A 21,856-nucleotide genomic window follows, 5' to 3' on the forward strand; every position below is an offset into this window, starting at 1 on the left:
GCGGCCGTTGGGCTACCCCAAAACAACTCAGCCGCTCCTGGAGCGGAAGCGGCTGCTGATACAAATGCTACAAAGCAGTTAAGCCGCCTGCCGCACCCCGGGAGCAGGGCGCAGCCACTTCGGCAGCAGGCAAGGTGAGTACAGCTTGAGTAGAACCGTCGGGGCGTACAAATTCTACTTCGTAGGCTTCGCCCTGCCGGTACACCAATACAACGGCACCTACAGCTCCAATGGGCAAACCACATTCGGGATGCGCTTGCTTCAACTGCACGATGTCTAATTCAGCGAAGGGTTTCATCAGCGGTCAAGTAACTGGGCTGTGATTAACAAAACGAACGTGCCGGGCGATTGTTCCATCCACACCGTGCGGAGCGGGTATTCCCGCCCGTTGGGCGCCAGCAGCGGGCCATCCACCACAAATTTAACGCCGTAGGGAGACTTTTTCTCTTCCGTTACGGCGCCAGAGTGACCGTGCAGAATCAAATCAGCTATCAACTGCTCGTAGTGCTCCCGTGAATACCCCATGCTGAGAAAAACCGGGCCTTGGCCCCGCCAATGGGATGCTCGGGATTGAGCAGGTAGTCCTGTACCTTATTGGCCGCCACAATCAATGGCTTGTCGTGAAGCGTCATCCGGCAAAACTACTCTGTGGGTGCCCAGCCCCGGCCCCAGAAACAAACCAGCCGCTCCCGGGGCGGCAGCGGCTGGAGATAGTACGCGGGCCTTGCAGGTGCGGCCCACTCGGCAGAAACGGCTAGTGGCCGGGAGCCACTCTAGCGACGCTTGGGCTCAGTTTCGTAGCGGGTGGTCTTGCGCTCTTCGGTTACTACGGTAGAACCTTTCCCGCCCGCATCTTCCACGGCATCGGCGTGCTTTTCGAGCTCGTGGGCTTTGGCTTCGGCATCGGCCCGCACTTGTTTGGCATCGGCGCGGGCGCGCTCGGCGTCGGCTTCGGCTTGCGCTTCTTGCGCTTCTACGCGGGCATTGTCGGCCTCGCGCTGCTTTTGCTCTTCCTGGCTACAACCGCCCAGGAGCAGGCCTGCAGCGAGTATATACATCAAGCGGTTATTCATGGCGTTGGGGCGCCTGGGGCGCAATTGGGGAATGGTAGCGCGTTTACGCTTACACCCGTGGAAATGTTGATAGTGCAGGAGTGTATTGCCGTGCTGCGGCGCTTCGGCTTATGATTCTGACCCAACACGGTTCCAAACAGCTACGCCAAAAACAAACCAGCCGCTCCCGGGGCGGCAGCGGCTGGGCAATACTCCAGGGCCCCCACCAAGTATCGATTTGAACCTGGCTACGGTACTGCGCTGAAGCGTGCAGCTTACCCGGCCGCAGCTAAATGAGGCGCACTCCGGCTCGTTTGCGCGTGCCATTTCACGGTATCCACGCCCTTCACCAGCAGCCACAGGCACAACGACAATTCGCCAATAAAGCAGGGCAGCAGAATAGTAGGAAGCAGCATTGCGGCGAGGGCCGGGGCAAGCAGAGCCGCCAAACAAGCCACCACGTAGCACCCGCCCGCTACCTGCATCAGGATGCCTACCACTTTGGGCAAGTAGCCCGACTTAAAAATCAGGTAGCCATTCACCAGGCAGGTGAAGCCAAAGAATACGAGGGCAATATTGAAGGAGATTTCATGGGCCTTCAGGGAGAAGTCGGCCAGCATGGGCACCTGCCGGGACCCTAAGGCCTGGGCATACTGGGCACTTTCCAAGGTGGGCATCACCAGCAGCAGAAACACCTTGCTGATGGCCTCCACTGCCAGGGAGACCAGGTTGAAAAACAACGCCAGCAGCACCAGGCTTTTGCTCACGGGCCGCAGCAGCAGGTATTCAATCCACAGCAGGGGCACGGCACACAGCACTACCAGCAGATTGCCGGCCACGGAAAGGCGCCACAGCCCCGGCGAGGCCAGAATGTTGCGCGCCGTGGCGGCCGCATCGCCCGACACCAGCAGCTTGCTGGTCACAAACCCTTCGGCAAACAGACCAAACAGGATGATAACCAGGTAGAGGGCGCCCCCGATGCGGGCATAAGTCAGCGGCGAATTGTCAATCGTGCGAGAAGTCATTTGCAGGGGCGCCGGATAACATGCGGCTCATGAGAGTAAAGCCTTGGTTGGCTGCTCACGCCTCTGATGCCGCTTTGTGCCGCAAGGTTGTCTGGTAGCGCATCGATTTTACTTGCTGACTTAACGGTCAGTAGCGAGGCCGAAAGTAGGCAAGGTGATTATGTCATTCCAAAGCCCCAAAACCAAACCAGCCTGCGCCCGGAGCAGCAGCGGCTGAGTGATACGAAAGCGACCAACCCGTCCGGCAGCCGCCGCCACTGCTGGTTGAGCCAGTGCTAGCTTTCGGGCACCACCACGGTGGTCACGTGGCCGGCCACCACCTGCCAGTGCCCGGCCTGCCGGGCCCACACCCGCAGGTAGCGCACCTGCTGGTGGAAGGGCTGCCCGGCCGCGGTGCCTTCCATATCCGCCAGCACGGAGGCCACGGCGGTCGTCTCGTTCAGCACCCGCACGATTTGCTGCAGGGGCCGCGCCGCCGTTATCCGCAGCAGCCCCGACCGATGCGCCTCCAGGTCTTCGGCTTTGCTGACCAGCCGCCCCTGCATGTCGGCAAACAGCAGGTCGTCGGCCAGCAGGCTCGTCCAGCGCCGGGACATCGGCGGCCAGTTGGGCTAGGCGCAAGCGCGTCTCCAGTTGCTCGATGGTGGCCAATACGGCGGCCGCCGGGTCGCTCGGGGTTGGGCTGAAAGCAGCAGGTTTCATGCAATGAATTTAACCACTGCCGCGGACTTGGCTACCCCAAAAACAAACCAGCCGCTCCCGGGGCGGGGGCGGCTGGTGAAGCTTGAGTTTCTAGACAGTTTACTGTTTGCGGTCAAAGCGTCCAGCAGTTACCCTCACCGTTTTATTGGGGTCCAGGTTGCTTACCGCCGTGAACTCGAAGGTACCAGTGAAAAACTTGGCCGGTTAGCTCTACTCATTGTTATACGGCCAGTGTGAATGGCGCTGGTCGTGTAAATCTCCCCGTTACTAGTGCGAAAGCTTATTATCGCGTGGTCAAAAATTGTGCTATCCACTGCTGATGGTGGTAATCCGGTGTCACGATTAAGCACAAAATCTCCAACCCCAGGATTTCGCAAATACAATGTGACCGTAACATATTTCTTTGCCTGCTCACTATTGATGCGCAATTCGTATTCATTTCTGGCTTGCAGACCAGGCCAGGGAATGTAATATCCTCCTTCAAGTGCTGCTGCACCGTTATTAAAAGTGCTAAGAAGTGGGGCCGACCAACCGGTAGCTGGATAGGCTACTCCATCAACTAGGAAGCCACCTGTATTCAAACCTTCTTGGCTGATGCGAGGCAGAGTGGCTTCTGGGTCTTCCTTCTTGCAAGCAGCGGAAAGTAACAGAACGCCTAATAGCAAAGGATAAGAACAACGCACGGCTTTAGACGGAATGCTGAATTTGCTCATTATCAAACCTACTCTTTTACACGACAGCCCCGAAATCAAATGTTCTGCCTTTAGGACTTTGCTTTTCCCAACATACGCTTACCACAATAAGTTAAGCGCCTGCTTTTCAGCTATTATTCTGAAACAAAATCAGGCTTTATAAACATGAAGCAAAAGCCAATAAAAAAGGCCACTCAGTTTGAGTGGCCTTTTTTATTGATGTAAAAACGAAGGCTCCTTACGACCCGCATGCCTCGCAGCCCTCTGGGTTATCCAACGAGCAGCTCATGTCGCTTTGGTTCTGCTCGACTAGGGCCATTGGCTCCAGGGTTTCGGCGGCTTGCTTTTCCACCGTGAACTTGATGGCGTCGGCGGCGGCTTTGGTGCGCAGGTAGTACATGCCCGTTTTCAGGCCGCGCTTCCAGGAGTGGAAGTGCATGCTGGTGAGCTTGCCGAAGTTCACGTTTTGCACGTGCAGGTTCAGGCTCTGGCTCTGGCAGATGTAGGCGCCGCGGTCGGCGGCCTGGTCGATGATGCGGCGCTGCGAAATCTCCCACACCGTCTTGTACAGGTCCTTGATGTGCTGCGGAATGCGAGCAATGCCCTGCACCGAGCCGTTGGCCGCGATGATTTCCTGCTTCATGGCGTCGTTCCACAGGCCCAGGGCCACCAGGTCCTTCAGCAGGTGCTTGTTCACCACCATAAACTCGCCGGAGAGCACGCGCCGCACATAAATGTTGCTCGTGTAGGGCTCAAACGACTCGTTGTTGCCCAGAATCTGGGCAGTGCTGGCCGTGGGCATGGGGGCCACCAGCAGGGAGTTGCGGGCACCGTGCTTCACCACCTCGGCGCGCAGGCTTTCCCAGTCCCAGCGGCCCGAGTCGGGCGTCACGCCCCAGAGGTCAAACTGGAACTTGCCCTGGCTCAGGGGCGAGCCCGGGAAGGTCTCGTACGGCCCGTCCTTGATGGCGAGGTCCTTCGAAGCCGTCATGGCCGCGAAGTAGATGGTTTCGAAAATGTCCTTGTTCAGGCCCGAGGCTTCGTCGCTCTCGAAGGGCATGCGCAGGGCAATAAATGTATCGGCCAGGCCCTGCACGCCCAGCCCAATGGGGCGGTGGCGGAAGTTCGACTTCTGCGTTTCGGGCACCGGGTAGTAGTTCACGTCAATCACCTTGTTCAGGTTCAGCGTGGCCTGGTAGGTCACCTCGTACAGCTTCTGGTGGTCGAAGGTGGTGTTGCCGGCCTTGTCGGTCACGAGGTAGCGGGGCAGCGCCAGCGAGGCCAGGTTGCACACCGCAATTTCGTCGGCGTCGGTGTACTCAATAATCTCGGTGCACAGGTTGCTCGACTTAATCGTGCCCAGGTTCTGCTGGTTCGATTTGCCGTTGGCGGCGTCCTTAAACAGCATGTAGGGCGTGCCCGTCTCGGTCTGGCTTTCCAGGATGGCAAACCACAGCTCCTGCGCCTTGATGGTTTTGCGGCCGCGGCCTTCGCGCTCGTACTTCAGGTACAGCTTCTCGAATTCCGGGCCCCAGGCTCGTGTCGAGGCCGGGGCACTCGTGCGGGCACATCAGGGTCCAGTCGCCGTTTTCCTCCACGCGCTTCATGAACAGGTCGGGCGTCCAGAGGGCGTAAAACAGGTCGCGGGCGCGCATTTCCTCCTTGCCGTGGTTCTTCTTCAGGTCCAGGAACTCGAACACGTCGGCGTGCCAGGGCTCCAGGTAGATGGCGAAGGCGCCCTTGCGCTTGCCGCCGCCCTGGTCCACGTAGCGGGCCGTGTCGTTGAACACCTTCAGCATGGGCACCAGGCCGTTGGAGTTGCCGTTGGTGCCTTTGATGTAGGAGCCCGTGGCCCGCACGTTGCTCACCGACAGGCCAATGCCGCCGGCCGATTGCGAAATCAGCGCGCAGTTCTTCAGCGTGTCGTAAATGCCGTCGATGGAGTCGTCCTTCATCGTGAGCAGGAAGCAGGCTCGACATCTGCGGCTTCGGCGTGCCGGCATTGAACAGCGTGGGCGTGGCGTGCGTAAACCACCGCTCGCTCAGCAGGTTATAGGTCTTAATAACCGAGTCGATGTCGCTCTTGTGGATGCCCACCGACACGCGCATCAGCATGTGCTGGGGCCGCTCCACCACCTTGCCTTCCAGGCGCAGCAGGTAGCTCCGCTCCAGCGTCTTAAAGCCGAAGAAGTCGTAGTTATAGTCGCGGTCGTAGATAATGGCCGAGTCCAGGGTGGCGGCATTCTTATGAATCACCTCCCACACGTCGGTAGCCAGCAGCGAGGCGTTGTCGCCGTTCTTGGGGTCTTCGTAGGTATAGAGCCGCTTCATGGTGCTCGAAAACGACTTCGAGGTCACCTTGTGCAGGTTGCTCACCGCAATGCGGGCCGCCAGGATGGCGTAGTCCGGGTGCTTGGTGGTGAGCGAGGCAGCGGTTTCGGCAGCCAGGTTGTCCAGCTCAACGGTGGTCACGCCGTCGTAGATGCCGTCAATCACCTTCTTCGCCACCTCAATCGGCGAGATAAAGTCCTGATTCAGGCCGTAGCAGAGCTTTTCAATCCGCGCCGTGACCTTGTCAAACTTCACGGATTCGCGGCGACCGTCGCGTTTAATTACTAGCATACCGGTAGTGTTTTGGTGTGGGTTTTTCTGTATAAAAAGCAGTCGGAGCTGGGGGTGCGCGACGCCAAGTAGCTAAGTCAGATGTGAAAGAGTAGCGTAGAATTCTGCGGAAATCAGAGGCCTCGGTTCATTCAATTCCGGAAATTACCTCATCCGTTTTGGGAGGGCAAGCAAAAAATATAGAAGTTTTCCACACACTGCCCTGGCGTAGCATAAAAGCCTGTTTTAGGAATTATTAACAGCGACTGCGCATTTACAGCGTACATTGTCTTCAATTGACGGCACCCTTATCTTCAAATGACAACAGTCCCTTTTCAAACTACAGTAGATGCGATGGTTGCGTTGCTCGGCGGCCCGTCGGTCATGGCGCAACCAGTTCGGACCAGCATGGATTTAATCCGTGCGGCAGCTGCTGGAGTTTCTGTTAAAGCAGTAAGGAACTTGCAGCAACACATGCGTTTGACCAACCGCGAAATGAGCGAAGTGCTGTCCATATCAGAAAGTACCCTTACCCGCCGCGAGCAAACCAAAAGCAACCTCACCCGGGATGAATCAGAGAAAGCCATACAGCTTTCAGCCGTGGTAGCCAAAGGATTGGAGGTCTTCGAAAACGAACCCGACTTTCACCGCTGGCTGCAAATGGAGAATCCGGCGCTGGGCGGCGAGCGTCCCCAAGCGCTTTTATCGTCGGCACTGGGCCGTGAGCAGGTGCGCGAGATTCTGGGACGGATTCAGTGGGGCATTTTCTCCTAACCCAGGCTTCCCGTCTACTGTTCTAAGCTGGGCATGCACCTCTACCGCTTCGGCAAGCAGCCGTACATCAATGACCTGACGGGCCAGGGAGGCCTGTACCACAGTGGCCGCTGGCACCAACAGGGCACCCCCATTCTCTACACCGCCGAGCACCTGTCGCTGGCGAAGCTGGAGATGCTGGCCAATTCGTCCATCTTACCTGTCAACTACTTCGTGCTAACGCTGGAAGTGCCGGACGGCACGCCGGTCAAAATCATTCAACCTGATGAGTTGCCAGCCGACTGGTTTGGTCTCCCTTACCCTCCTGAACTAGCCGCCATCACTGAGCAATGGATTCGGGAAGGCAAATTCTGGCTCATGCGGGTGCCCTCGGTTCACTCCCCTACAGAATATAACTATCTGCTCAACCCGCTCCACCCCGACCATGCCCAATTGCGCTTGGTCTCAGTAGAACCGCATCCGTTTGATTCGCGACTGAAGTAATTGACCACAAAAAAGCCCGCTGCTGCTGGAGCAGGGCGGGCTTTTTCACTTGCTAATTAAGGGCCTAGAAATCCTCGTCGAGCGAGAACACGTTGTCGTTGCGCTCGCTCATCACGCCGGCTTTCTGGTACTCGGCCACGCGCTTCTCGAAGAAGTTGGTTTTGCCCTGCACCGAAATCATTTCCATGAAGTCGAAGGGGTTGGTGGCGTTGTAGATTTTGGCGCAGCCAAGGGACACCAGCAGGCGGTCGGCCACAAACTCGATGTACTGCGCCATCGTCTTGGCATTCATGCCGATGAGGCTCACCGGCAGGGCGTCGGTCACAAACTCCTGCTCGATGCGCACGGCATCGGCGATGATGCCCTGCACACGGGCTTCGGGCAGCTTATTCACGAGGTAGCTGTAGAGCAGGCAGGCGAAGTCGCAGTGCAGGCCCTCGTCGCGCGAAATCAGCTCGTTGGAGAACGTGAGGCCGGGCATCAGCCCCCGCTTCTTGAGCCAGAAAATAGAGCAGAACGAGCCGGAGAAGAAGATACCTTCCACGGCGGCGAAGGCGATGAGGCGCTCGGCAAAATTGTCGGAGTTTATCCACTTCAGGGCCCACTCGCCTTTCTTCTGCACGGCGGGCACGGTTTCGAGGGCATTGAAGAGGTAATCCTTCTCCTTGGGGTCTTTGATGTAGGTGTCAATCAGCAGCGAATAGGTCTCGCTGTGAATGTTTTCCATCATAATCTGGAAGCCGTAGAAGCAGCGCGCCTCGGGCATCTGCACCTCCTGCATGAAGTTCACGGCCAGGTTTTCGTTCACAATGCCGTCGGAGGCCGCGAAGAAGGCCAGCACGTGCTTGATGAAGTGGCGCTCGTTGTCGTTCAGGCCGTTCCAGTCCTTTTGGTCCTGCGAGAGGTCAATTTCTTCGGCCGTCCAGAACGAGGCCTGCGACTTCTTGTAGTACTGCCACACCTCATCGTTTTGGATGGGGAACAGGACGAAGCGGTTGGGGTTTTCGGCGAGGAGCGGCTCCATAAACTTTTGTGGACTTAGTGGCAGGTTTCGTCGAGGAAGGTGGGCTGTCAACTGCCGATAACGGGCAGATGTTTGGCGGGCAGCTCAGAAAAGCAACCCGCCTTCCAGCTTCAAATATAGGCTCAACCGCGAGGCCGATTGCCACCGTTTTCGGGTTTTTTATTCCCTAATTTTTCGTTAAGTCCGGAATTTTCCCGGGGTGCAAACTCCGTTTTTTACGCAGCTCAACCGTAGCTTTCCCACCTAAAAAACACTCAAAATCAGCATCTTTTAGTCCACTTTTCCACATTTTACTTGTGGATAAGGGGGCTTGTCCCCAAAAAGAAGGGGTGTACGTACGTACTCTCTGCGTACTCCCCGATATTTTTAACGTGACCGTAATCAAGGCTTCACCGGCCCACGGGCGGTTTTGCGCCGCCACGGCCCGGGCCATCCAATGACGATTAAGAACTTAGGTTTGGATTTGCAAAAGCAAAGCCGTACTTTTGCCTTCCCATTTCAGAAAAACCCGCGAAAGCTGATGTACGCAATTGTCAACATAGCTGGCCAGCAGACCAAGGTTGAGGCCAACAAATTCGTTTACGCTCACAAACTGGCCGGCAACGTCGGTGACACCGTAACGCTGGGCAACGCCCTGCTGACCGATGACAACGGCACCATCACCATCGGTGCGCCTACCCTGGACATCGCCGTAACCGGCACCATCCTCGCTCACGTGAAGGGTGACAAAGTCCTCGTCTTCAAAAAGAAGCGCCGCAAGGGCTACCAGAAGATGAACGGCCACCGCCAGTCGTTCACCAAAGTAATGATTAACAGCATCGGCTAAAGCGTTTCTGGTTTTTGGTTGCTAGTTTCTAGTTTCCAGAACGCAACCAGAAACAACTAACCAGCAACTAGCAACCTACTAATATGGCTCACAAGAAAGGTGTCGGCTCGTCCAACAACGGCCGCGAATCGCATTCCAAACGTCTCGGCGTAAAAATCTTCGGAGGCCAGGCCCTCGTAGCCGGCAACATCATCGTGCGTCAGCGCGGCACCAAGCACCACGCCGGCGAGAACGTAGGCATGGGTAAGGACCACACGCTGTTCGCTCTCGTTGACGGCGAGGTTCAGTTCCGCAAAGGCCGCAAAGACCGGTCTTTCGTAACGGTTATCCCCCGCGAAGTATTCTCGGTACCGGCTTAATTGCTGCCCCGATAAATCAGAAAAGGCTGCCCCGCAAGAGGCAGCCTTTTTCGCGTTGCGGATTATATACCGGGCAGCTTATCGGCCGAAGTACAGGCCCAGGTTGAACTGCGTGGTGAGGGTAAGCGGCCCGGGCACCCGGGCCAGGGTGGTATAGTTGCGGTTAGGCCCTAAGCCAACCCCGGCGTTGAAATCAAGCAAAAAGTTGCGGTTTAAGCGGCGTTGCATGCCCCAAACCACATTTAGAGCAGGTGCCAGCTCAACTTCCTGGCCATACATGCGCCGCATTTCGGTGTGCAGCTCCATGCCTACGTAGTTGCCGATGAAGCGCCCGTGGGCCCGGTTGTGCAGTGCCCGCCCGGCTTGGTTGTAGTAGTAGCGCCCACCAATTCCGACGGCGCCCGATGGAACCCGGTTGCTACGTTCGCCGGAAAAAGATTCGCGGCGAGGAACGCCAAAATCAGTATCAACCTGCCCGTACACGGTAAACTTGGCGTTGATGGCGTGCTCTGCTCCCACGGTTATGGGCACTTGGGAAAGCAAACCGTGGTACCCTCCCCATTGAAAGGCACGGCCTGCATTCAGGCCTACTTTCAATAGCAGCCGGTCAGGGTTGTCTTCTGTTGGCACAGCCGGTGTTACAGCGGGCTGGGTCGTGGCAGCATCAGGCGCGGAAGCAGGCACCGTTTGGGCCGAACTGAGGGAAGTGCTGGCCAGCAAGACCAGGCTAGGTAACAGGTAGCGAATGATGTGCATTGGGTGAAACAGATGAAGTGGAAATTCACCCAGTAGATTCCCCTGATGCGGGCACGGTTGCAAGCGCTGGCGAGGTCACGGTGCCGGCTAGTGATTCAGGCGGTAGAGCACCGGCTTGCTGGGGCTGGCATCCAGCTCAAGACTGGTGATTTGGAGGTTGAGCAGATAGAGCCCGTCGGCTACGGCGTCAGGCACAAAAATCAGCTCGGTGATGGTAGCGCCGCAGCGGGGCTGCGCGGGGTATTGCCAGAAAGCGTGGTGGGCCAGGAGCTGGCCGGCGTCTTCTTCGCGGTCCACGCTGGGCAGGTCGAGCAGAAAGTGCTGCACGCCGTACTCCACCAGAAACTCGGCCATCGCGGGCTCGACGTAGGTGGGGTTGGTGCCGGAGTATTGGAGGTGACGCTTGGCCGGTTCGTTGGGCATGGTACGCAGCACCAGGGCTTCGGGCATCGACCGGTCGGCTTGCGTAGCCAGTGCGGCTTGCACATCGGCCAGCATCACCACTAGGTCGCCGTTGGGCTGCATGCGCGGGGCTACGCTCACCAGACGGGCCACAAACAGGAAGCGGCGCAGGCACTGGTTGAGCGTAGCGGCCGGGTCGGGCGAGATGTGGCCGTAGCACTCGGTGTGGGTGCCGTTGCCGTGGGGCGTGAGGTGCACGCGCTGGTAGTTGGTGCTGCCGCCCTGCGCCACGCTGCCCACGAAGCTGCCCACCCGAATGGTGTCGAACTGCACGGGCTCGGCCCAGAAACAGTTTACCTGGTCCGGGCCGGGAGCCAGGGGCAGGGAAATGTCAAGGGGCGCAGCGGGGTCGAATGAATAGGTGCGGCCGGCGTATGGGTAAGTAGGAAGCACGCGACAGAGGCGGTTGATAGTGAGCAAAGAGCGGCCGAAGCTACTGGGGCGCTGCCTGGGCGCGCTTACTACGTATCCAGCCGCACAAACACGCCTTCCAAGTAAAAGATGTTGTGGGGCTGGGGGTCGTCGGGACCTTCTTCGTCGCTGGTTTCGTCGTCTTCCGTCACGGGGTAGGTCACCGACAGCTTCAGGGCCACGCTGGGCAGCAGCACCGGGGCGCGTTCGTCGGAATTGTATTCGAGCAGGGCGGGCCACTCCTGGGCGGCCAGCGCGTCGGCCACTTCTTCCTGCAGGTCGGCGGCGCGGGTGTGGGCCAGGCTCAGCAGCGTATCCAGGGACTTGAACGGCAGGGCGAGGTGGAAAAAGTGGGTGTCGCTGTCGAAGAAGGTGGTGGCCCACACGGTCACGTCGTCGGTGTTGTCGAAGACAATGGCCACCACGTGTATTTGCTCCACGAAGAAGTCGGCATCGTCGGCAATGCTGTCGCTGAGTAGCTTCATAGAATCACGAATTCAAACGAATTGGACGGATTTCCGAGCTGCGTTCCCCGAACTCTCGAAGCGCAGAAAGGCCAAAGATGGCGAAAGACGGCAAGGCAGCCTACGCCCCGGCGCGAAATTGAGCTAATCCAGCTTAGTCCGCGACGAACAGCTCCAGGGTGATGTGGTCGGCCAGCAGCTTGCCCGCGTCGGTCAAGGTAAGCACTTCGCCGTGGAGGCGGGCCCAGCCGTTGGCCTGCAGCTCGGCCAGGTAGGCGGGGCGGGTGGCTGGCAGGTCGAGACCCAGGTGGGTGCGCAGGTAAGCCAGGTCGCAGCCCCGGGCGGTGCGCAGCGTGGTAAGCAGGTACTCGTTGGCGCGGTCGGTGGCCGAGAGGGCATCCAGGGTCACGGGCACTTCGCCGCGCTCGAGCACGGCGGCCACGTACTGCGGGTTATTGGCTAGGGTAAACTGGCGGTTGCGGCCGTCGTAGCTGTGGGCGCTGGGCCCCAGGCCGAGGTAGGGCACGCCGCGCCAGTAGTTGGCGTTGTGGCGCGACTCGCGGCCGGGCTGGCAGAAGTTGCTGATTTCATACTGCTCGTAGCCGTGGGCGCGCATGGCGGCCAGCAGCATTTCAAACTGCGTGGCCACAAATTCGTCGGGCGCGGCCCGGAACGTGCCCTTCTGCAGGCGGTGCCCGAAAGCCGTACCCGGCTCAATGGTAAGGGCATAAGCCGAGACGTGGGGCACGCCCAGCGCAAACGCATTGGCCAGGTCGGCCTCCCAGATGTGGTGGCCCGGCGCGGGCACGCCGTAAATCAAGTCGATGGAAATGTTCTCGAAGCCCGCCTCCTGGGCCCGGCGCACGGCCGTAGTGGATTCGGCGGCGGTATGGGCGCGGTTCATCATCCGCAGGTGCGGCTCGTAGAAGCTTTGCAGACCGATGCTGAGGCGGTTTACCGTGGCGGCCTTGAGTTCCTGCAGCTTGGCGGCGCTAAGGTCGTCGGGGTTGGCTTCCAGGGTGATTTCGGCTCCGGGCAGCACCGTGAAGTGCCGGTGGATGGCCTCGAAAATCTGGCTCAACTCCCCGGCCGTGAGCAGCGACGGGGTGCCGCCGCCGAAGTAGATGGTTTCCAGTGCCGTGCCCGCTCCCAGGTAGTCGCGCCGCAGCTCAATTTCCCGCACTATGGCTTCTACCAACTTGCTTTTCAGGCCCAGCGAGGTGCTGAAATGAAAGTCACAGTAATGACAGGCCTGCTTGCAGAAAGGAATGTGGAGGTAGAGGCCGGCCATGAAAGTGCAAACGCGTGGGAGATTACCCGAAGAGCAACGGGCAGCTGCGGAACACCACGGCCCCGCCAGTCGTGCCAATCGACGCGCCCCGCAAAGGTAGCCGCGTGGCGGAGCGCAACCATCGGAAGCATCTAAACGCAGTACCTTAGGGCCTTCGCCACGCCACCCTGGAGCACAGCCGAGCTGCCCATTCGGATTTCTTTTTCTTCCTTACCCTGATGGATGTTTTAAAGCGCAACAACGTCACCGTGTCCGGCACGGGCTCTCAGGCCATGGTCTTCGTGCACGGCTTTGGCTGCGACCAGCACATGTGGCGGCTGGTGGCGCCCGCGTTTGAGGACCGCTACCGTGTGGTGCTGCTCGACCTGGTAGGCGCCGGCAAGTCGGACCTGACCGCCTACGACCCGGCGCGCTACAGCACCCTGCAGGCCCACGCCGACGACGTGCTCGAGGTGCTGCGCGCCCTCGACCTGCACGAGGCCACCGTGGTGGGCCATTCGGTGAGCGCCATGATTGGGGTGCTGGCCGCCATTCGCGAGCCCGCGCGGATAGCGCGGCTGGTGCTGGTAGCGCCCTCGCCGCGCTACCTCAACGACGTGGGCTACACCGGCGGTTTTGAGCAGGCCGACATTGAGGAGCTGCTCGAGACCATGGACAACAACTACCTGGGCTGGTCGGCGGCCATTACGCCGGTCATCATGGCCCACCCCGACCGGCCCGAGCTAACCGCGGAGCTCAACAACAGCTTCTGCAACACCGACCCCACCATCGCCCGGCACTTTGCCCGCGTCACCTTCCTTTCCGATAACCGGGCCGACCTGCCCAAGCTGCGCACGCCGACGCTGATTCTGCAGTGCGCCCAGGACGCCCTGGCGCCGCTGGCTGTTGGCGACTACCTGCACCAGCACCTGGCCAACAGCCAGCTCAACGTACTCGACACCTCGGGCCACTGTCCGCACCTGAGCGCGCCGCAGACTACCATTGCAGCCATCAACCTATTTATGGAGCCGGCGCGTATAGCGTTGGTATGAGTGAGGCTGACTACAAGACGCTGCCGGAACTTGACCTGCGCTTGACGGAGGAAAACCTGGACGACCTCTACGAGCACGCGCCCTGCGGCTACTGCTCGTGCCTGCCCGACGGCACGCTGGTGAAGCTCAACCAGACGCTGCTGGGCTGGCTGGGCTACCGCCGGGAGGAGCTCGTGGCCCGCCAGAGCCTGCAGCAGCTGCTGACCATTGGCGGGCGCCTGCACTACGAGATGCACGGCGTGCCTTTGCTGCTGCTGCAGGGCCACGTGCGCGAAATGAGCTACTCGCTGCGCGGCAAAGACGGCCGCACCATCCCGGTGTTGCTCAACGCCGTGCTCCTGCGCGGGGCCAACGACGAGCCGCTGGTCGTGCGCGTGACCCTGTTCGACATCACCGACCGCCGCAAATACGAGCAGGAGCTGCTGCGGACCAAGGCCCAGGCCGAGGAGCAACGCGAGCAGCCTGCGCACCCAGAACGAGCAGCTCACCCGCATCAACGCCGACCTCGACAACTTCGTGTACACGGCCTCGCACGACCTCAAGCAGCCGGTGCACAACCTAGCGGGCCTCTTCCAGGAGTTTGAGCGCAGCGCCACGTTCCACGACCCGGCCGCGGCCGGCATGGTGGACATGTTTCATGAGGCGCTGCAGCAGCCTGCTGGGCACCATCGACGGCCTTACCGAGGTAGTGCAGCAGCAGCGGCAACTGGACGAGGCCCCCGTGGAAGCCGTGGCGCTGCAGCCCTTCACCGAAGAAGTTATCCGCGGCCTGCCGCAGTTGCCCGGGCAGCCCGAGGCCGAGTTTACACTGGATTTTGCCGCACTGCCCTCTCTGCGCCTGCCCCGCACTGCTTTGCAGAGCGTGCTCTACAACCTGCTCAGCAACGCCCTGAAGTACGCCGAGCCCGGCCGGGCGCCGCGCATTGCGGTGCGCACCGCGCTGGTCGAAGGCACGCCCGTGCTCAGCGTGCAGGACAACGGCCGGGGCATCGACCTGAAGCGCTACGGCGGGGAGTTGTTCCAGCTGTTTCGGCGCTTTCACCCCGAAGTGGCCGGCTCGGGCGTGGGCCTGTACCTCGTCAACCGCCTGGTGAAGCAGGTGGGCGGGCGCGTGGAGGTCGACAGTGTGGTGGGCGAAGGCACTACGTTTCGCGTATTCTTGCCCCAATAGCCCGGGCTCCTGCCTGCTGGCGGGTTTACCTTCGGGAAATTAAACGCCGGCTTTCGCGTTGTATTCCCGAATGTATACCCGGTTTCTACTGTGCTGCTTGGGCTGGTTGTGGCTGAGCTGGCTGGCGGCGAGTCCCGCGGCCCAGGCTCAAATTCCTGCGCCGGCCCCAAACGACTCCATCCCACCCTCGCAGGCTGCTCCCCGCCGGCGGCGCCCCTCCCAGTGCTCCCCGCGGTGCTGCCGGCCGCGCCCCTGCCCCCACCCCGCCACTACGCCGGGCGCTGGCCCAGCCGCGGGTGCTGGTGTTCGACGCCGAAGCTGCGGACCGGCCCCTGCTGCGCCGCTACAAAGTGCGCGCCACCGTGCCCGACTCGCTCGCTGCCCTGCGCGAGGTGCGGGAGCTGGTGCTGGCCCTGCAGGGCGACGCCTACCTCACCGCCTCGGCCGATGAACTGCGCTGGAGCCGCGACACCGTGCGGGTACGCCTGTACGTGGGCCAGCAGTTTCGCTGGGCCTACCTGCGCAACGGCAACCTCGGCGACGGCCTGCTCACCCGCGCCGGCTACCGCGAGAAGCTCTTTCGCCAGACGCCCTTTTTGCCCGCCGACTGGGCCAAGCTGCAGGAGCGGATTCTCATCGAAGCCGAAAACCAGGGCTTCCCCTTCGCCACGGTGGGCCTCGATTCCATTCAGCTCAACGACCACGCCATTGCCGGCCGCGTGGTGCTGAAGCGCGGCCAGGCGGTGGTATTTGACTCGCTGCAGATTGTGGGCAACACCAAAACCAAGAAGCGCTTTCTGACCAAGTACCTGCAGATTTTCCCCGACCAACCCTTCAGTCAGCAGCGCGTGGCGCTGCGGCCCAGCAGCTGCGCCAGCTGCCCTACCTGCGCCTGCGAGCCGAACCCGAAGTGCGGTTTGCCAAAGGCAAGGCGCGTGTGTACCTATTGCTCGACGACCGGCCCTCGAACCAGTTCGACGCCATTGTGGGCATCCTGCCCAACGCCGACGCCACCAAGACCGGCGTGCAGTTCACCGGCGACGTCACCATCAACCTGCGCAACATCCGGGGCGGCGGCAAGCAGATTGGGCTGCAATGGCGCAAAACCGACGCTCTCTCGCAGCTGCTCGACGCCCAGTACGTGCACCCCAATTTCTTTGGCTCGCCGCTGGAAGTGGCCGGCTACTTCAACCTCTACAAGCAAACCAACGACTTCACCACCCTCCGCCCCCGGCTGCAGGTCACGTACCCCACGGCCCAGGCCGGCCGCATCAGCTTTTTTGCCGAGCAGCGCGCCTCGTTCCTGGATGTGCTGCAGGACACCACGGTGCTGCCCCAAAACCTCGATTCAAAGTACAATTCCTACGGCCTGGGCTACGCCCGGAGCAGCCTCGACGACTTGTTCTTTCCGCACCGCGGGTACCTGCTCAACGCCCAGGGCGCCGTGGGCACCAAGAGCATCACCAAGAATTCGCAGCTGCTGCCCGAGCTCTACAACAACGTTGTCTTGCGCTCTACGCAGTACACCTTTGGCCTGCGGGCCGAGCGCTACCTGCCCGTGACACGCGCCGGCGTGGTGCTGCTGCGCCTGCGCGGCGAAGGCCTGGTGAACCCGCGCCTGTTCACCAACGACCTGCTGCGGCTGGGGGCCTGAATTCCTTGCGCGGCTTCAGCGAAAACCAGTTTTACACCAGCTCTTACGCCGTGGGCACGGCCGAATTCCGACAGTTTATTGGGCCGGATTCCTACGTGTTTTTGTTTGCCGACCAGGCCTATACCCGGCGCGACGAAGGCCCCGACCGCCGGCCCGACCAGCCCACCGGCCTGGGCACGGGCCTGAGTTTCCGCACGCCCGCGGGGCTATTTCAGTTCGTGTATTCCATGGGCCGCGCCCGCAGCCAGCCGTTTGAGCTCCGAACCTCGAAGATTCACTTTGGCCTGACCAGCCGGTTTTAAAGCCTTGGCAAAATTGAGCCAAAAGCCTTGGCTTTCCGCCATTTCGTCCACAAAACGGGGCCTGAAAAATCGTTTTCCGACACAGTGGCCGAAAGGTGCCAATGCGCCCTCAGTAGGATGCCAATACGGCTGATATTCAGGCCCAGTAACCCCTGATTCAGATTGGTACATCATTTGTCATAGCAAGCCCGAAGCCGTTCCTAAAACCGGCTCCTTGCCATGAAACTTATCAGCCCGAAATTCATCCGTTCCATTGCCCCGCAGGCTCGACCTGCTCAACACCATCGGCGGTGGGGTAGCCCAGCCCAAGCTCCGCATCGAGCAGAAGCCCAAAGGCGTGCTTATGCGCGTGGCCATGCCCACGGTGGCCGCCGAGAGCTTCCGCGTGGTGCTCAACCAGCAGAAGCTCACCGTATTTGGCGAGTTCCGCCACCAGCCCGACGACGAGCCTGGCCGCCCCGCTCTTCGTGCAAACCCTGGACTTGCCCGCCAACCTCGACCTGGCCCGCATCGATGCCGTGCACGAAGACGACGAGCCTGCGCGTGCGCATTCCCTTCCTGAACGCCAGCGACCAGCAGCGCGAAATCGACATTCGCCACAGCTAAGCCGGCGGAAGCCGCGGCTACTGCCGGCTGGCACCAGTCTTTATATCAACTCTATAACGCCGGGACCGACCGGCACCGCAGTCCACCGATAACGCCGGGGCCGACCGGCCGCTTCCTCGTTTTGAGCTTCACTCTTGAGCCACCGCCCGCAGCGGTGGTTTTGTTTTAGACCACGGATTAGCTCGGATTGAAGCGGATTTCACGGATTTTGTAGTCGATTCACATTCAGCACGAAAAAGGCTTGCCAAGTGGCAAGCCTTTTTCGTTTTTTAAACACGCCATTCGCTGCCGTCCACAAAATCCGTGAAATCCGCTAAAATCCGTGCTAATCCGTGGTCGTGAATAGTGGAATTATCAGCACGAAGCTCATGACCAGGGCCAGGTAAAACCAGCCCATCACCTGCCCGCGGTAGCGGCGCGGCATTCGGTTGCTGAGCACCAGCATGGCCGCGATGACCAGCACCAGATGCGCCACGAAAAAAACCATGGTCTTCACCCAGTTGCTGACGATGGTGTTTTCCTCCTGGTACTGGTTGGATTCGCCCAGCCCCGACGTGAGGTATTGCAGGCCGTAGAAGGCCACGGTTTCGAAGGCCACAAACAGCAGGAAGCCCGCCAGCAGCGCCGATTTCGATGATTTTTCGGTTACGTCGGCCATGGGTCTACGGGCGCGGACGGCCCTGCACCTCCGCCGAGCGGGCCTTGATGTAGAGTTCCTCGACCTTGGTGCGGGCCCAGGGAGTGCGGCGCAAAAGCTTAGGCTGGACTTGATGCTGGGGTTTTCGGCGAAGCAGTTCATCCGCAGGCGGGCATCAAGCTCGGGCCAGCCGTAGGCGGCCACGAGGTACTCGAGAATCTGAGCGAGCGTGACCCCGTGCATCTCGCGGATGAGGTGGCCGGATTCGTCGCGGGCGTCGGCGGCGCGGAGGAAGGACATAGAGAAAAAGGCAGCTGGAAACGTAAAGTTCGCGAAATCCCGGGGCTCCGCACACGCTGGGCCCGGGCCGGGCGTTATTTTTGGACCAATCTCGCCTATGCCGTCTCCTCCGCTCGCCCACCGCAAACCCAAGCATGCCCCCCGCCCCGCCCGGCGCCGGTGGTGGCGGCGCGGGCTGCTGGCGCTGCTGCTGGTGGGGCTGGCCCTGGGCCTGACCTACTACCTGCGCCACCGCGTGCAGGTGAACCGCTACGCCCGCCGCACCTGGGCCACCCTGACCAAAGGCGGCCTCACCGGGCGCGAAAAACCCCGCTGCTGGCCGGCTACTCGGTGCATGGCATCGACGTATCGGCCTACCAGGGCCGCATCGACTGGCCCGAGGTGGCACGCCACGGTGTGCGCTTTGCCTTCATCAAAGCCAGCGAGGGCGGCACCCTGCGCGACGCCCGCTTTGCGCGCAACTGGCGCGAGGCCCGCAAGGCCGGCGTGCTGTGCGGGGCCTACCACTACTTCCAGCCCAGACGCAGCGGCCAAATCCAGGCCGAGCTCTTTGCCCGCACCGTGCCCATCAAGCCCGGCGACCTGCCGCCCGTGCTCGACGTGGAGGCTGCCAATTTTCATGACGTGGCCGTGATGCGCCGCGAGGTGGCCCGCTGGCTGCGCCTCATCGAGGCCCACTACGGCGTGCGCCCCATTCTCTATTCCAACCACAGCTTCTACAAGCGGCACCTGGCCGGCCATTTCGACGACTACCCCTGTGGCTGGCGCACTACGAGGTAGAGCACCCTGCCATGGAGCGTACCAAGTGGATAATCTGGCAGCACTCCGACGAGGCCTACGTGCCGGGCATCCGCGGGGTGGTGGATTTCAACGTGTTTCAGGGCAATTTCGCGGCGCTGCAGGCCCTCCGGGTGCCGGGCGCCGTTGAGCCGCCGCAGCCCAAGTCCGCTCGGGCAGCCAAGCCGCAACCCGCCGCGAAAGCACCAAAGCGCTAGCGTAGCACGGCTTTTGCGGAGGGGCCGCAAGGCTCTTTCCCGGCTGCCCCCGCGCGGGGCCGGCCCGGGAGGTGGCCAAAGATTATTGCTACTTTTAGACGCAGATGAAGATGGTGCTGAACCCCAAACTATTGCGAATTCACTGGTGGAGCACCCGCGTGCTGCCTTTGCTGGTACTCGCGTTGCTGGCCTCCTGCAACAGCAGCCGCAGCGTGAGCAAGGGCCCCGCCGCACCGCGCAGCACCCGCGGCACCTACACCCAAAAAGGCCTGGGCTCCTACTACGCCAACAAATTTGCGGGCCGGGCCACGGCAAGCGGTACCACATACCGGCCCAGCGAAATGACGGCGGCCCACAACACCCTGCCCTTTGGCACCGTGATTCGGGTGACCAATATGCGCAACGGCAAGGCCGTGGACGTGACCGTAACCGACCGCGGCCCGCACACCAAGGGCTACATCGTGGACGTCTCGCGCCGGGCCGCCGTGCAGGCTCGACATCATCGAAGCGGGCGTAGTGCCCGTCGTGGTCACCGTTATCAAACCAGTCAGTGGCCGTTAGCCTGCTGCCAGCTCAATTTCTCCTAAAATCTGCCTTGCTATGAATATCCGCAAAAAAGTACGCTGGACCCTGCCCCCGGCACCAACCGCTACGCCGCCCTCGACCTATGGGTGCGCGCTGCCGAAGATGAGGGTTGGAACGACGACGAAATTCAGTACGTCCTCGACGAGGTAGTGGAAGCCGAAGACAACGCCAAAGGCCTGGAGGTCCTGGACTGGTACACCGCGAAATAGTTAGCGCTACTCTTGGCTGGGTTGCGGCACGGGCCGCACGGCGGCGCGCAGCCATGTTCCCGATAAGGTGGCCAGGCCACCGACCAAGCCAGCCACCACGCCCGTAGCCAGCACCAAGGCCACTACTGAACCTCCCAGCGGCAGCAGCTCTGCCACGCGGTGGGCCAGTAGGCCTTCATTTTGGTACGCCTGCCAGGCCGCGGGCACCAGCCAGCTCAACCCGGCTCCGCCAAAGCCCGCGCCAAACGCGGCCCCGCCCGATGGTGCCATCACAAACCCGATGGCAAAGGCCACCACGGCCATGCTCCACCACGGCAGGTCCAGCTGCACGGCCGAAGCCAGCACGAAAATGAGTAGCAGCAAGAGCCAGGGGTTACGCCAATTCATGCGGGCAAAGTAACGCCTGTTGCCTCGATACTGGCATAAGAGATTGGGGATTAATTCTGATTCGGTGTCTTCCTCTCGCAGCCCCTAGCGTGAGAACCTCACCCCCGACCCCTCTCCAAAAGAGAGGGGAGCCGGACGTTAGAATAGAAAAGGCCCGGCTCAATCTTGAGCCGGGCCTTTTTGTCTAAAATTGAGCTGAAGTCTTGTGCCGTGGCTCCCCTCTCTTTTGGAGAGGGGTCGGGGGTGAGGTTCTGCCAGTGGTGAGGTTCGGCTACGCCGCAGCCAGCACCTCCGCGTCGTTGTTGGCCGGGGAGTTCACCCGTTTACTGATGACGTATTCCTGCATCTTGGCCGCGTCGTAGGGCATCAGCAGGTGCTGGTGGGTTTCCAGGTCCAGCTTATCATCCAGCCAGGCTTGCTCGGTGCTGCGGTCGGGCAGGATGACGGGCATGCGGTTGTGCAGCTTGGCCATCAGCGCGTTGGGCTCGGTGGTGATGATGGTGAAGGTAGGGTGCAGCTCGCCGGTGCTGCGGTCGAGCCACTCGTCCCAAAGGCCCGCGAAGGCGAAGGGCTGCTCGTCGCGCAGCAGAATGCGGTGCGGCACCTTGCCCTCCGGCGTGGTTTCCCACTCGTAGAAACTATCGGCCAGCACCAGGCAGCGCCGGCGGTCGAGTAGCTGCCGAAACGAGGGCTTTTCGGCCAGCGTCTCGGCCCGGGCGTTGATGGGCTTGGGCCCGCTGGCCGGGTCGCGGGTCCAGCGGGCACCAGGCCCCAGTTCAGCAATTGAATCTGGTGGGGCGAGGCATTGGTAATGACGGGCAGGCGCTGCGAAGGCGCGGCGTTGAAGGTAGTCGGAGCCGGCTCGGTGAACTTGGCGTCGAAACGCTGCTCAACGACGGGCGCGGGGGCGATGAAGGTATAGCGGCCACACATGGGAGTGACTGAGTAAAGGAGTGACTGAGTGAATACAAGACATTAACGACAACGCACCGCACTGGTTCCGTCATCGGTTGAGGAAACGCCCCTTTTTCACTCAGTCACTCCGCCGCTCAGTCGC

Annotated in this window: 26 protein-coding genes and 4 pseudogenes; 14 read left to right on the plus strand and 16 right to left on the minus strand. The window is 60.9% G+C overall.

Going from position 1 to position 21,856, the window contains the following annotated elements; translation table 11 throughout:
- Nucleotides 1-67 precede the first annotated feature (67 nt).
- From ACFQT0_RS02225 to ACFQT0_RS02255, 7 genes and pseudogenes are all read right to left on the minus strand, one after another.
- Entirely contained in the window at nt 68-298 is a 231-nt protein-coding gene (locus ACFQT0_RS02225) for a DUF4926 domain-containing protein (RefSeq protein WP_380200026.1), read from the minus strand.
- Nucleotides 298-632 (minus strand): annotated as a pseudogene (locus tag ACFQT0_RS02230) (DUF6883 domain-containing protein). The gene ACFQT0_RS02225 and the pseudogene ACFQT0_RS02230 overlap by 1 nt, the downstream one beginning before the upstream one ends.
- Before the next feature lie 141 nt (nt 633-773).
- Nucleotides 774-1,073, minus strand: coding sequence for a hypothetical protein (locus ACFQT0_RS02235; RefSeq protein WP_380200028.1), 300 nt, complete (start codon nt 1,071-1,073; stop codon nt 774-776).
- A 254-nt stretch (nt 1,074-1,327) separates the two neighbouring features.
- Entirely contained in the window at nt 1,328-2,077 is a 750-nt protein-coding gene (locus ACFQT0_RS02240) for a DUF4386 domain-containing protein (RefSeq protein WP_380200031.1), read from the minus strand.
- Nucleotides 2,078-2,352: 275 nt separating this feature from the next.
- A complete protein-coding gene (locus ACFQT0_RS02245) occupies nt 2,353-2,673 on the minus strand; it encodes a nuclear transport factor 2 family protein (RefSeq protein WP_380200033.1) in 321 nt (106 codons plus the stop codon).
- Nucleotides 2,674-2,940: 267 nt separating this feature from the next.
- Nucleotides 2,941-3,492: a hypothetical protein gene (locus ACFQT0_RS02250; protein WP_380200035.1), complete on the minus strand. Its 552-nt coding sequence runs from the start codon at nt 3,490-3,492 to the stop codon at nt 2,941-2,943.
- 217 nt (nt 3,493-3,709) lie between these two features.
- Nucleotides 3,710-6,093, minus strand: a pseudogene (locus ACFQT0_RS02255) (ribonucleoside-diphosphate reductase subunit alpha).
- A gap of 333 nt (nt 6,094-6,426) precedes the next feature.
- Here ACFQT0_RS02255 and parS point away from each other — a divergent pair.
- Nucleotides 6,427-6,846, plus strand: coding sequence for a type II RES/Xre toxin-antitoxin system antitoxin (parS, locus tag ACFQT0_RS02260; RefSeq protein ID WP_380200037.1), 420 nt, complete (start codon nt 6,427-6,429; stop codon nt 6,844-6,846).
- A gap of 33 nt (nt 6,847-6,879) precedes the next feature.
- Nucleotides 6,880-7,329 (plus strand): RES family NAD+ phosphorylase, encoded by a 450-nt coding sequence (locus ACFQT0_RS02265; protein WP_380200039.1) that lies wholly within the window; start codon nt 6,880-6,882, stop codon nt 7,327-7,329.
- 64 nt (nt 7,330-7,393) lie between these two features.
- On the opposite strand, the gene ACFQT0_RS02270 is transcribed toward ACFQT0_RS02265, so the two are convergent.
- Complete coding sequence (locus ACFQT0_RS02270; RefSeq protein ID WP_380200041.1) at nt 7,394-8,353, minus strand: ribonucleoside-diphosphate reductase small subunit; 960 nt, start codon at nt 8,351-8,353, stop codon at nt 7,394-7,396.
- A 520-nt stretch (nt 8,354-8,873) separates the two neighbouring features.
- Here ACFQT0_RS02270 and rplU point away from each other — a divergent pair.
- Together rplU and rpmA are read left to right on the plus strand one after the other, a co-directional pair.
- Entirely contained in the window at nt 8,874-9,179 is a 306-nt protein-coding gene (gene rplU, locus ACFQT0_RS02275; RefSeq protein ID WP_068198144.1) for a 50S ribosomal protein L21, read from the plus strand.
- 83 nt (nt 9,180-9,262) lie between these two features.
- Nucleotides 9,263-9,538: a 50S ribosomal protein L27 gene (gene rpmA / locus ACFQT0_RS02280; protein ID WP_380200043.1), complete on the plus strand. Its 276-nt coding sequence runs from the start codon at nt 9,263-9,265 to the stop codon at nt 9,536-9,538.
- A 78-nt stretch (nt 9,539-9,616) separates the two neighbouring features.
- Here the strand turns inward: rpmA and ACFQT0_RS02285 are convergent, their stop codons facing one another.
- From ACFQT0_RS02285 to hemW, 4 genes are all read right to left on the minus strand, one after another.
- Nucleotides 9,617-10,069: a hypothetical protein gene (locus ACFQT0_RS02285; protein WP_380200045.1), complete on the minus strand. Its 453-nt coding sequence runs from the start codon at nt 10,067-10,069 to the stop codon at nt 9,617-9,619.
- Nucleotides 10,070-10,381: 312 nt separating this feature from the next.
- Nucleotides 10,382-11,149, minus strand: coding sequence for a cyclase family protein (locus tag ACFQT0_RS02290; RefSeq protein WP_380200047.1), 768 nt, complete (start codon nt 11,147-11,149; stop codon nt 10,382-10,384).
- Between the two features lie 68 nt (nt 11,150-11,217).
- Nucleotides 11,218-11,652, minus strand: a complete 435-nt coding sequence (locus ACFQT0_RS02295; RefSeq protein ID WP_380200049.1) for a hypothetical protein — start codon at nt 11,650-11,652, stop codon at nt 11,218-11,220.
- Between the two features lie 133 nt (nt 11,653-11,785).
- Nucleotides 11,786-12,922 (minus strand): radical SAM family heme chaperone HemW, encoded by a 1,137-nt coding sequence (gene hemW, locus ACFQT0_RS02300; protein ID WP_380200051.1) that lies wholly within the window; start codon nt 12,920-12,922, stop codon nt 11,786-11,788.
- Between the two features lie 218 nt (nt 12,923-13,140).
- On the opposite strand from hemW, the gene ACFQT0_RS02305 reads away from it, so the two are divergent.
- Genes ACFQT0_RS02305 through ACFQT0_RS02315 form a run of 3 tightly spaced genes read left to right on the plus strand, consistent with a single transcriptional unit; the run spans nt 13,141 to nt 15,124 of the window.
- Nucleotides 13,141-13,953, plus strand: a complete 813-nt coding sequence (locus ACFQT0_RS02305) for an alpha/beta fold hydrolase (RefSeq protein WP_380200053.1) — start codon at nt 13,141-13,143, stop codon at nt 13,951-13,953.
- Nucleotides 13,950-14,537: a PAS domain S-box protein gene (locus ACFQT0_RS02310; RefSeq protein WP_380200055.1), complete on the plus strand. Its 588-nt coding sequence runs from the start codon at nt 13,950-13,952 to the stop codon at nt 14,535-14,537. Before ACFQT0_RS02305 ends, ACFQT0_RS02310 begins: the two co-directional genes overlap by 4 nt.
- A 53-nt stretch (nt 14,538-14,590) precedes the next feature.
- Nucleotides 14,591-15,124, plus strand: a complete 534-nt coding sequence (locus ACFQT0_RS02315) for a sensor histidine kinase (protein WP_380200057.1) — start codon at nt 14,591-14,593, stop codon at nt 15,122-15,124.
- 269 nt (nt 15,125-15,393) lie between these two features.
- Here the strand turns inward: ACFQT0_RS02315 and ACFQT0_RS02320 are convergent, their stop codons facing one another.
- Nucleotides 15,394-15,954, minus strand: a complete 561-nt coding sequence (locus ACFQT0_RS02320; protein ID WP_380200059.1) for a hypothetical protein — start codon at nt 15,952-15,954, stop codon at nt 15,394-15,396.
- Between the two features lie 80 nt (nt 15,955-16,034).
- Here ACFQT0_RS02320 and ACFQT0_RS02325 point away from each other — a divergent pair, with 80 nt between their 5' ends.
- The 3 genes from ACFQT0_RS02325 (at nt 16,035) to ACFQT0_RS02335 (ending at nt 17,642) form a co-directional block, all read left to right on the plus strand.
- Nucleotides 16,035-16,778 carry a BamA/TamA family outer membrane protein gene (locus tag ACFQT0_RS02325; RefSeq protein ID WP_380200061.1) on the plus strand — a complete coding sequence of 248 codons (744 nt, stop codon included), beginning with the start codon at nt 16,035-16,037 and terminating at the stop codon, nt 16,776-16,778.
- A gap of 5 nt (nt 16,779-16,783) precedes the next feature.
- Nucleotides 16,784-17,080: a hypothetical protein gene (locus ACFQT0_RS02330; protein WP_380200063.1), complete on the plus strand. Its 297-nt coding sequence runs from the start codon at nt 16,784-16,786 to the stop codon at nt 17,078-17,080.
- A 253-nt stretch (nt 17,081-17,333) separates the two neighbouring features.
- Nucleotides 17,334-17,642 (plus strand): hypothetical protein, encoded by a 309-nt coding sequence (locus ACFQT0_RS02335; protein ID WP_380200065.1) that lies wholly within the window; start codon nt 17,334-17,336, stop codon nt 17,640-17,642.
- A gap of 369 nt (nt 17,643-18,011) precedes the next feature.
- On the opposite strand, the gene ACFQT0_RS31505 is transcribed toward ACFQT0_RS02335, so the two are convergent.
- The gene (locus tag ACFQT0_RS31505) at nt 18,012-18,623 is read right to left on the minus strand and encodes a VF530 family DNA-binding protein (RefSeq protein WP_449272035.1); all 612 of its coding nucleotides are present in this window, start codon (nt 18,621-18,623) and stop codon (nt 18,012-18,014) included.
- A 396-nt stretch (nt 18,624-19,019) separates the two neighbouring features.
- Between ACFQT0_RS31505 and ACFQT0_RS02350 the strand changes: the two are divergent.
- The 4 genes and pseudogenes from ACFQT0_RS02350 to ACFQT0_RS02365 form a co-directional block, all read left to right on the plus strand.
- Nucleotides 19,020-19,414 (plus strand): annotated as a pseudogene (locus ACFQT0_RS02350) (glycoside hydrolase family 25 protein); the annotation flags it as partial.
- Nucleotides 19,415-19,618, plus strand: coding sequence for a hypothetical protein (locus tag ACFQT0_RS02355; protein WP_380206145.1), 204 nt, complete (start codon nt 19,415-19,417; stop codon nt 19,616-19,618).
- Between the two features lie 104 nt (nt 19,619-19,722).
- Nucleotides 19,723-20,205 (plus strand): septal ring lytic transglycosylase RlpA family protein, encoded by a 483-nt coding sequence (locus ACFQT0_RS02360; protein WP_380200068.1) that lies wholly within the window; start codon nt 19,723-19,725, stop codon nt 20,203-20,205.
- Between the two features lie 84 nt (nt 20,206-20,289).
- The gene (locus ACFQT0_RS02365; RefSeq protein WP_380200069.1) at nt 20,290-20,412 is read left to right on the plus strand and encodes a hypothetical protein; all 123 of its coding nucleotides are present in this window, start codon (nt 20,290-20,292) and stop codon (nt 20,410-20,412) included.
- Between the two features lie 6 nt (nt 20,413-20,418).
- Here the strand turns inward: ACFQT0_RS02365 and ACFQT0_RS02370 are convergent, their stop codons facing one another.
- Both ACFQT0_RS02370 and ACFQT0_RS02375 read right to left on the minus strand, forming a co-directional pair.
- Entirely contained in the window at nt 20,419-20,775 is a 357-nt protein-coding gene (locus ACFQT0_RS02370) for a hypothetical protein (RefSeq protein ID WP_380200070.1), read from the minus strand.
- A 295-nt stretch (nt 20,776-21,070) separates the two neighbouring features.
- Nucleotides 21,071-21,732: pseudogene (locus ACFQT0_RS02375) on the minus strand (SOS response-associated peptidase).
- Nucleotides 21,733-21,856: the final 124 nt, after the last annotated feature.

Origin of the sequence: Hymenobacter humi (assembly GCF_042665855.1) — a bacterium.
In the GTDB taxonomy this organism is placed as follows: Bacteria; Bacteroidota; Bacteroidia; order Cytophagales; family Hymenobacteraceae; genus Hymenobacter; species Hymenobacter humi.

Coding starts and splice junctions, on each gene's coding strand:
- rplU (WP_068198144.1), top strand. CDS start 8,874: ATGTACGCAATTGTCAACATAGCTGGCCAGCAGACCAAGGTTGAGGCC.
- ACFQT0_RS02240 (WP_380200031.1), bottom strand. CDS start 2,077: ATGACTTCTCGCACGATTGACAATTCGCCGCTGACTTATGCCCGCATC.
- ACFQT0_RS02225 (WP_380200026.1), bottom strand. CDS start 298: ATGAAACCCTTCGCTGAATTAGACATCGTGCAGTTGAAGCAAGCGCAT.
- ACFQT0_RS02360 (WP_380200068.1), top strand. CDS start 19,723: ATGAAGATGGTGCTGAACCCCAAACTATTGCGAATTCACTGGTGGAGC.
- ACFQT0_RS02250 (WP_380200035.1), bottom strand. CDS start 3,492: ATGAGCAAATTCAGCATTCCGTCTAAAGCCGTGCGTTGTTCTTATCCT.
- ACFQT0_RS31505 (WP_449272035.1), bottom strand. CDS start 18,623: ATGTCCTTCCTCCGCGCCGCCGACGCCCGCGACGAATCCGGCCACCTC.
- ACFQT0_RS02315 (WP_380200057.1), top strand. CDS start 14,591: ATGAGGCGCTGCAGCAGCCTGCTGGGCACCATCGACGGCCTTACCGAG.
- rpmA (WP_380200043.1), top strand. CDS start 9,263: ATGGCTCACAAGAAAGGTGTCGGCTCGTCCAACAACGGCCGCGAATCG.
- ACFQT0_RS02270 (WP_380200041.1), bottom strand. CDS start 8,353: ATGGAGCCGCTCCTCGCCGAAAACCCCAACCGCTTCGTCCTGTTCCCC.
- ACFQT0_RS02355 (WP_380206145.1), top strand. CDS start 19,415: ATGGAGCGTACCAAGTGGATAATCTGGCAGCACTCCGACGAGGCCTAC.
- hemW (WP_380200051.1), bottom strand. CDS start 12,922: ATGGCCGGCCTCTACCTCCACATTCCTTTCTGCAAGCAGGCCTGTCAT.
- ACFQT0_RS02245 (WP_380200033.1), bottom strand. CDS start 2,673: ATGTCCCGGCGCTGGACGAGCCTGCTGGCCGACGACCTGCTGTTTGCC.
- ACFQT0_RS02305 (WP_380200053.1), top strand. CDS start 13,141: ATGGATGTTTTAAAGCGCAACAACGTCACCGTGTCCGGCACGGGCTCT.
- parS (WP_380200037.1), top strand. CDS start 6,427: ATGGTTGCGTTGCTCGGCGGCCCGTCGGTCATGGCGCAACCAGTTCGG.
- ACFQT0_RS02265 (WP_380200039.1), top strand. CDS start 6,880: ATGCACCTCTACCGCTTCGGCAAGCAGCCGTACATCAATGACCTGACG.
- ACFQT0_RS02295 (WP_380200049.1), bottom strand. CDS start 11,652: ATGAAGCTACTCAGCGACAGCATTGCCGACGATGCCGACTTCTTCGTG.
- ACFQT0_RS02235 (WP_380200028.1), bottom strand. CDS start 1,073: ATGAATAACCGCTTGATGTATATACTCGCTGCAGGCCTGCTCCTGGGC.
- ACFQT0_RS02310 (WP_380200055.1), top strand. CDS start 13,950: ATGAGTGAGGCTGACTACAAGACGCTGCCGGAACTTGACCTGCGCTTG.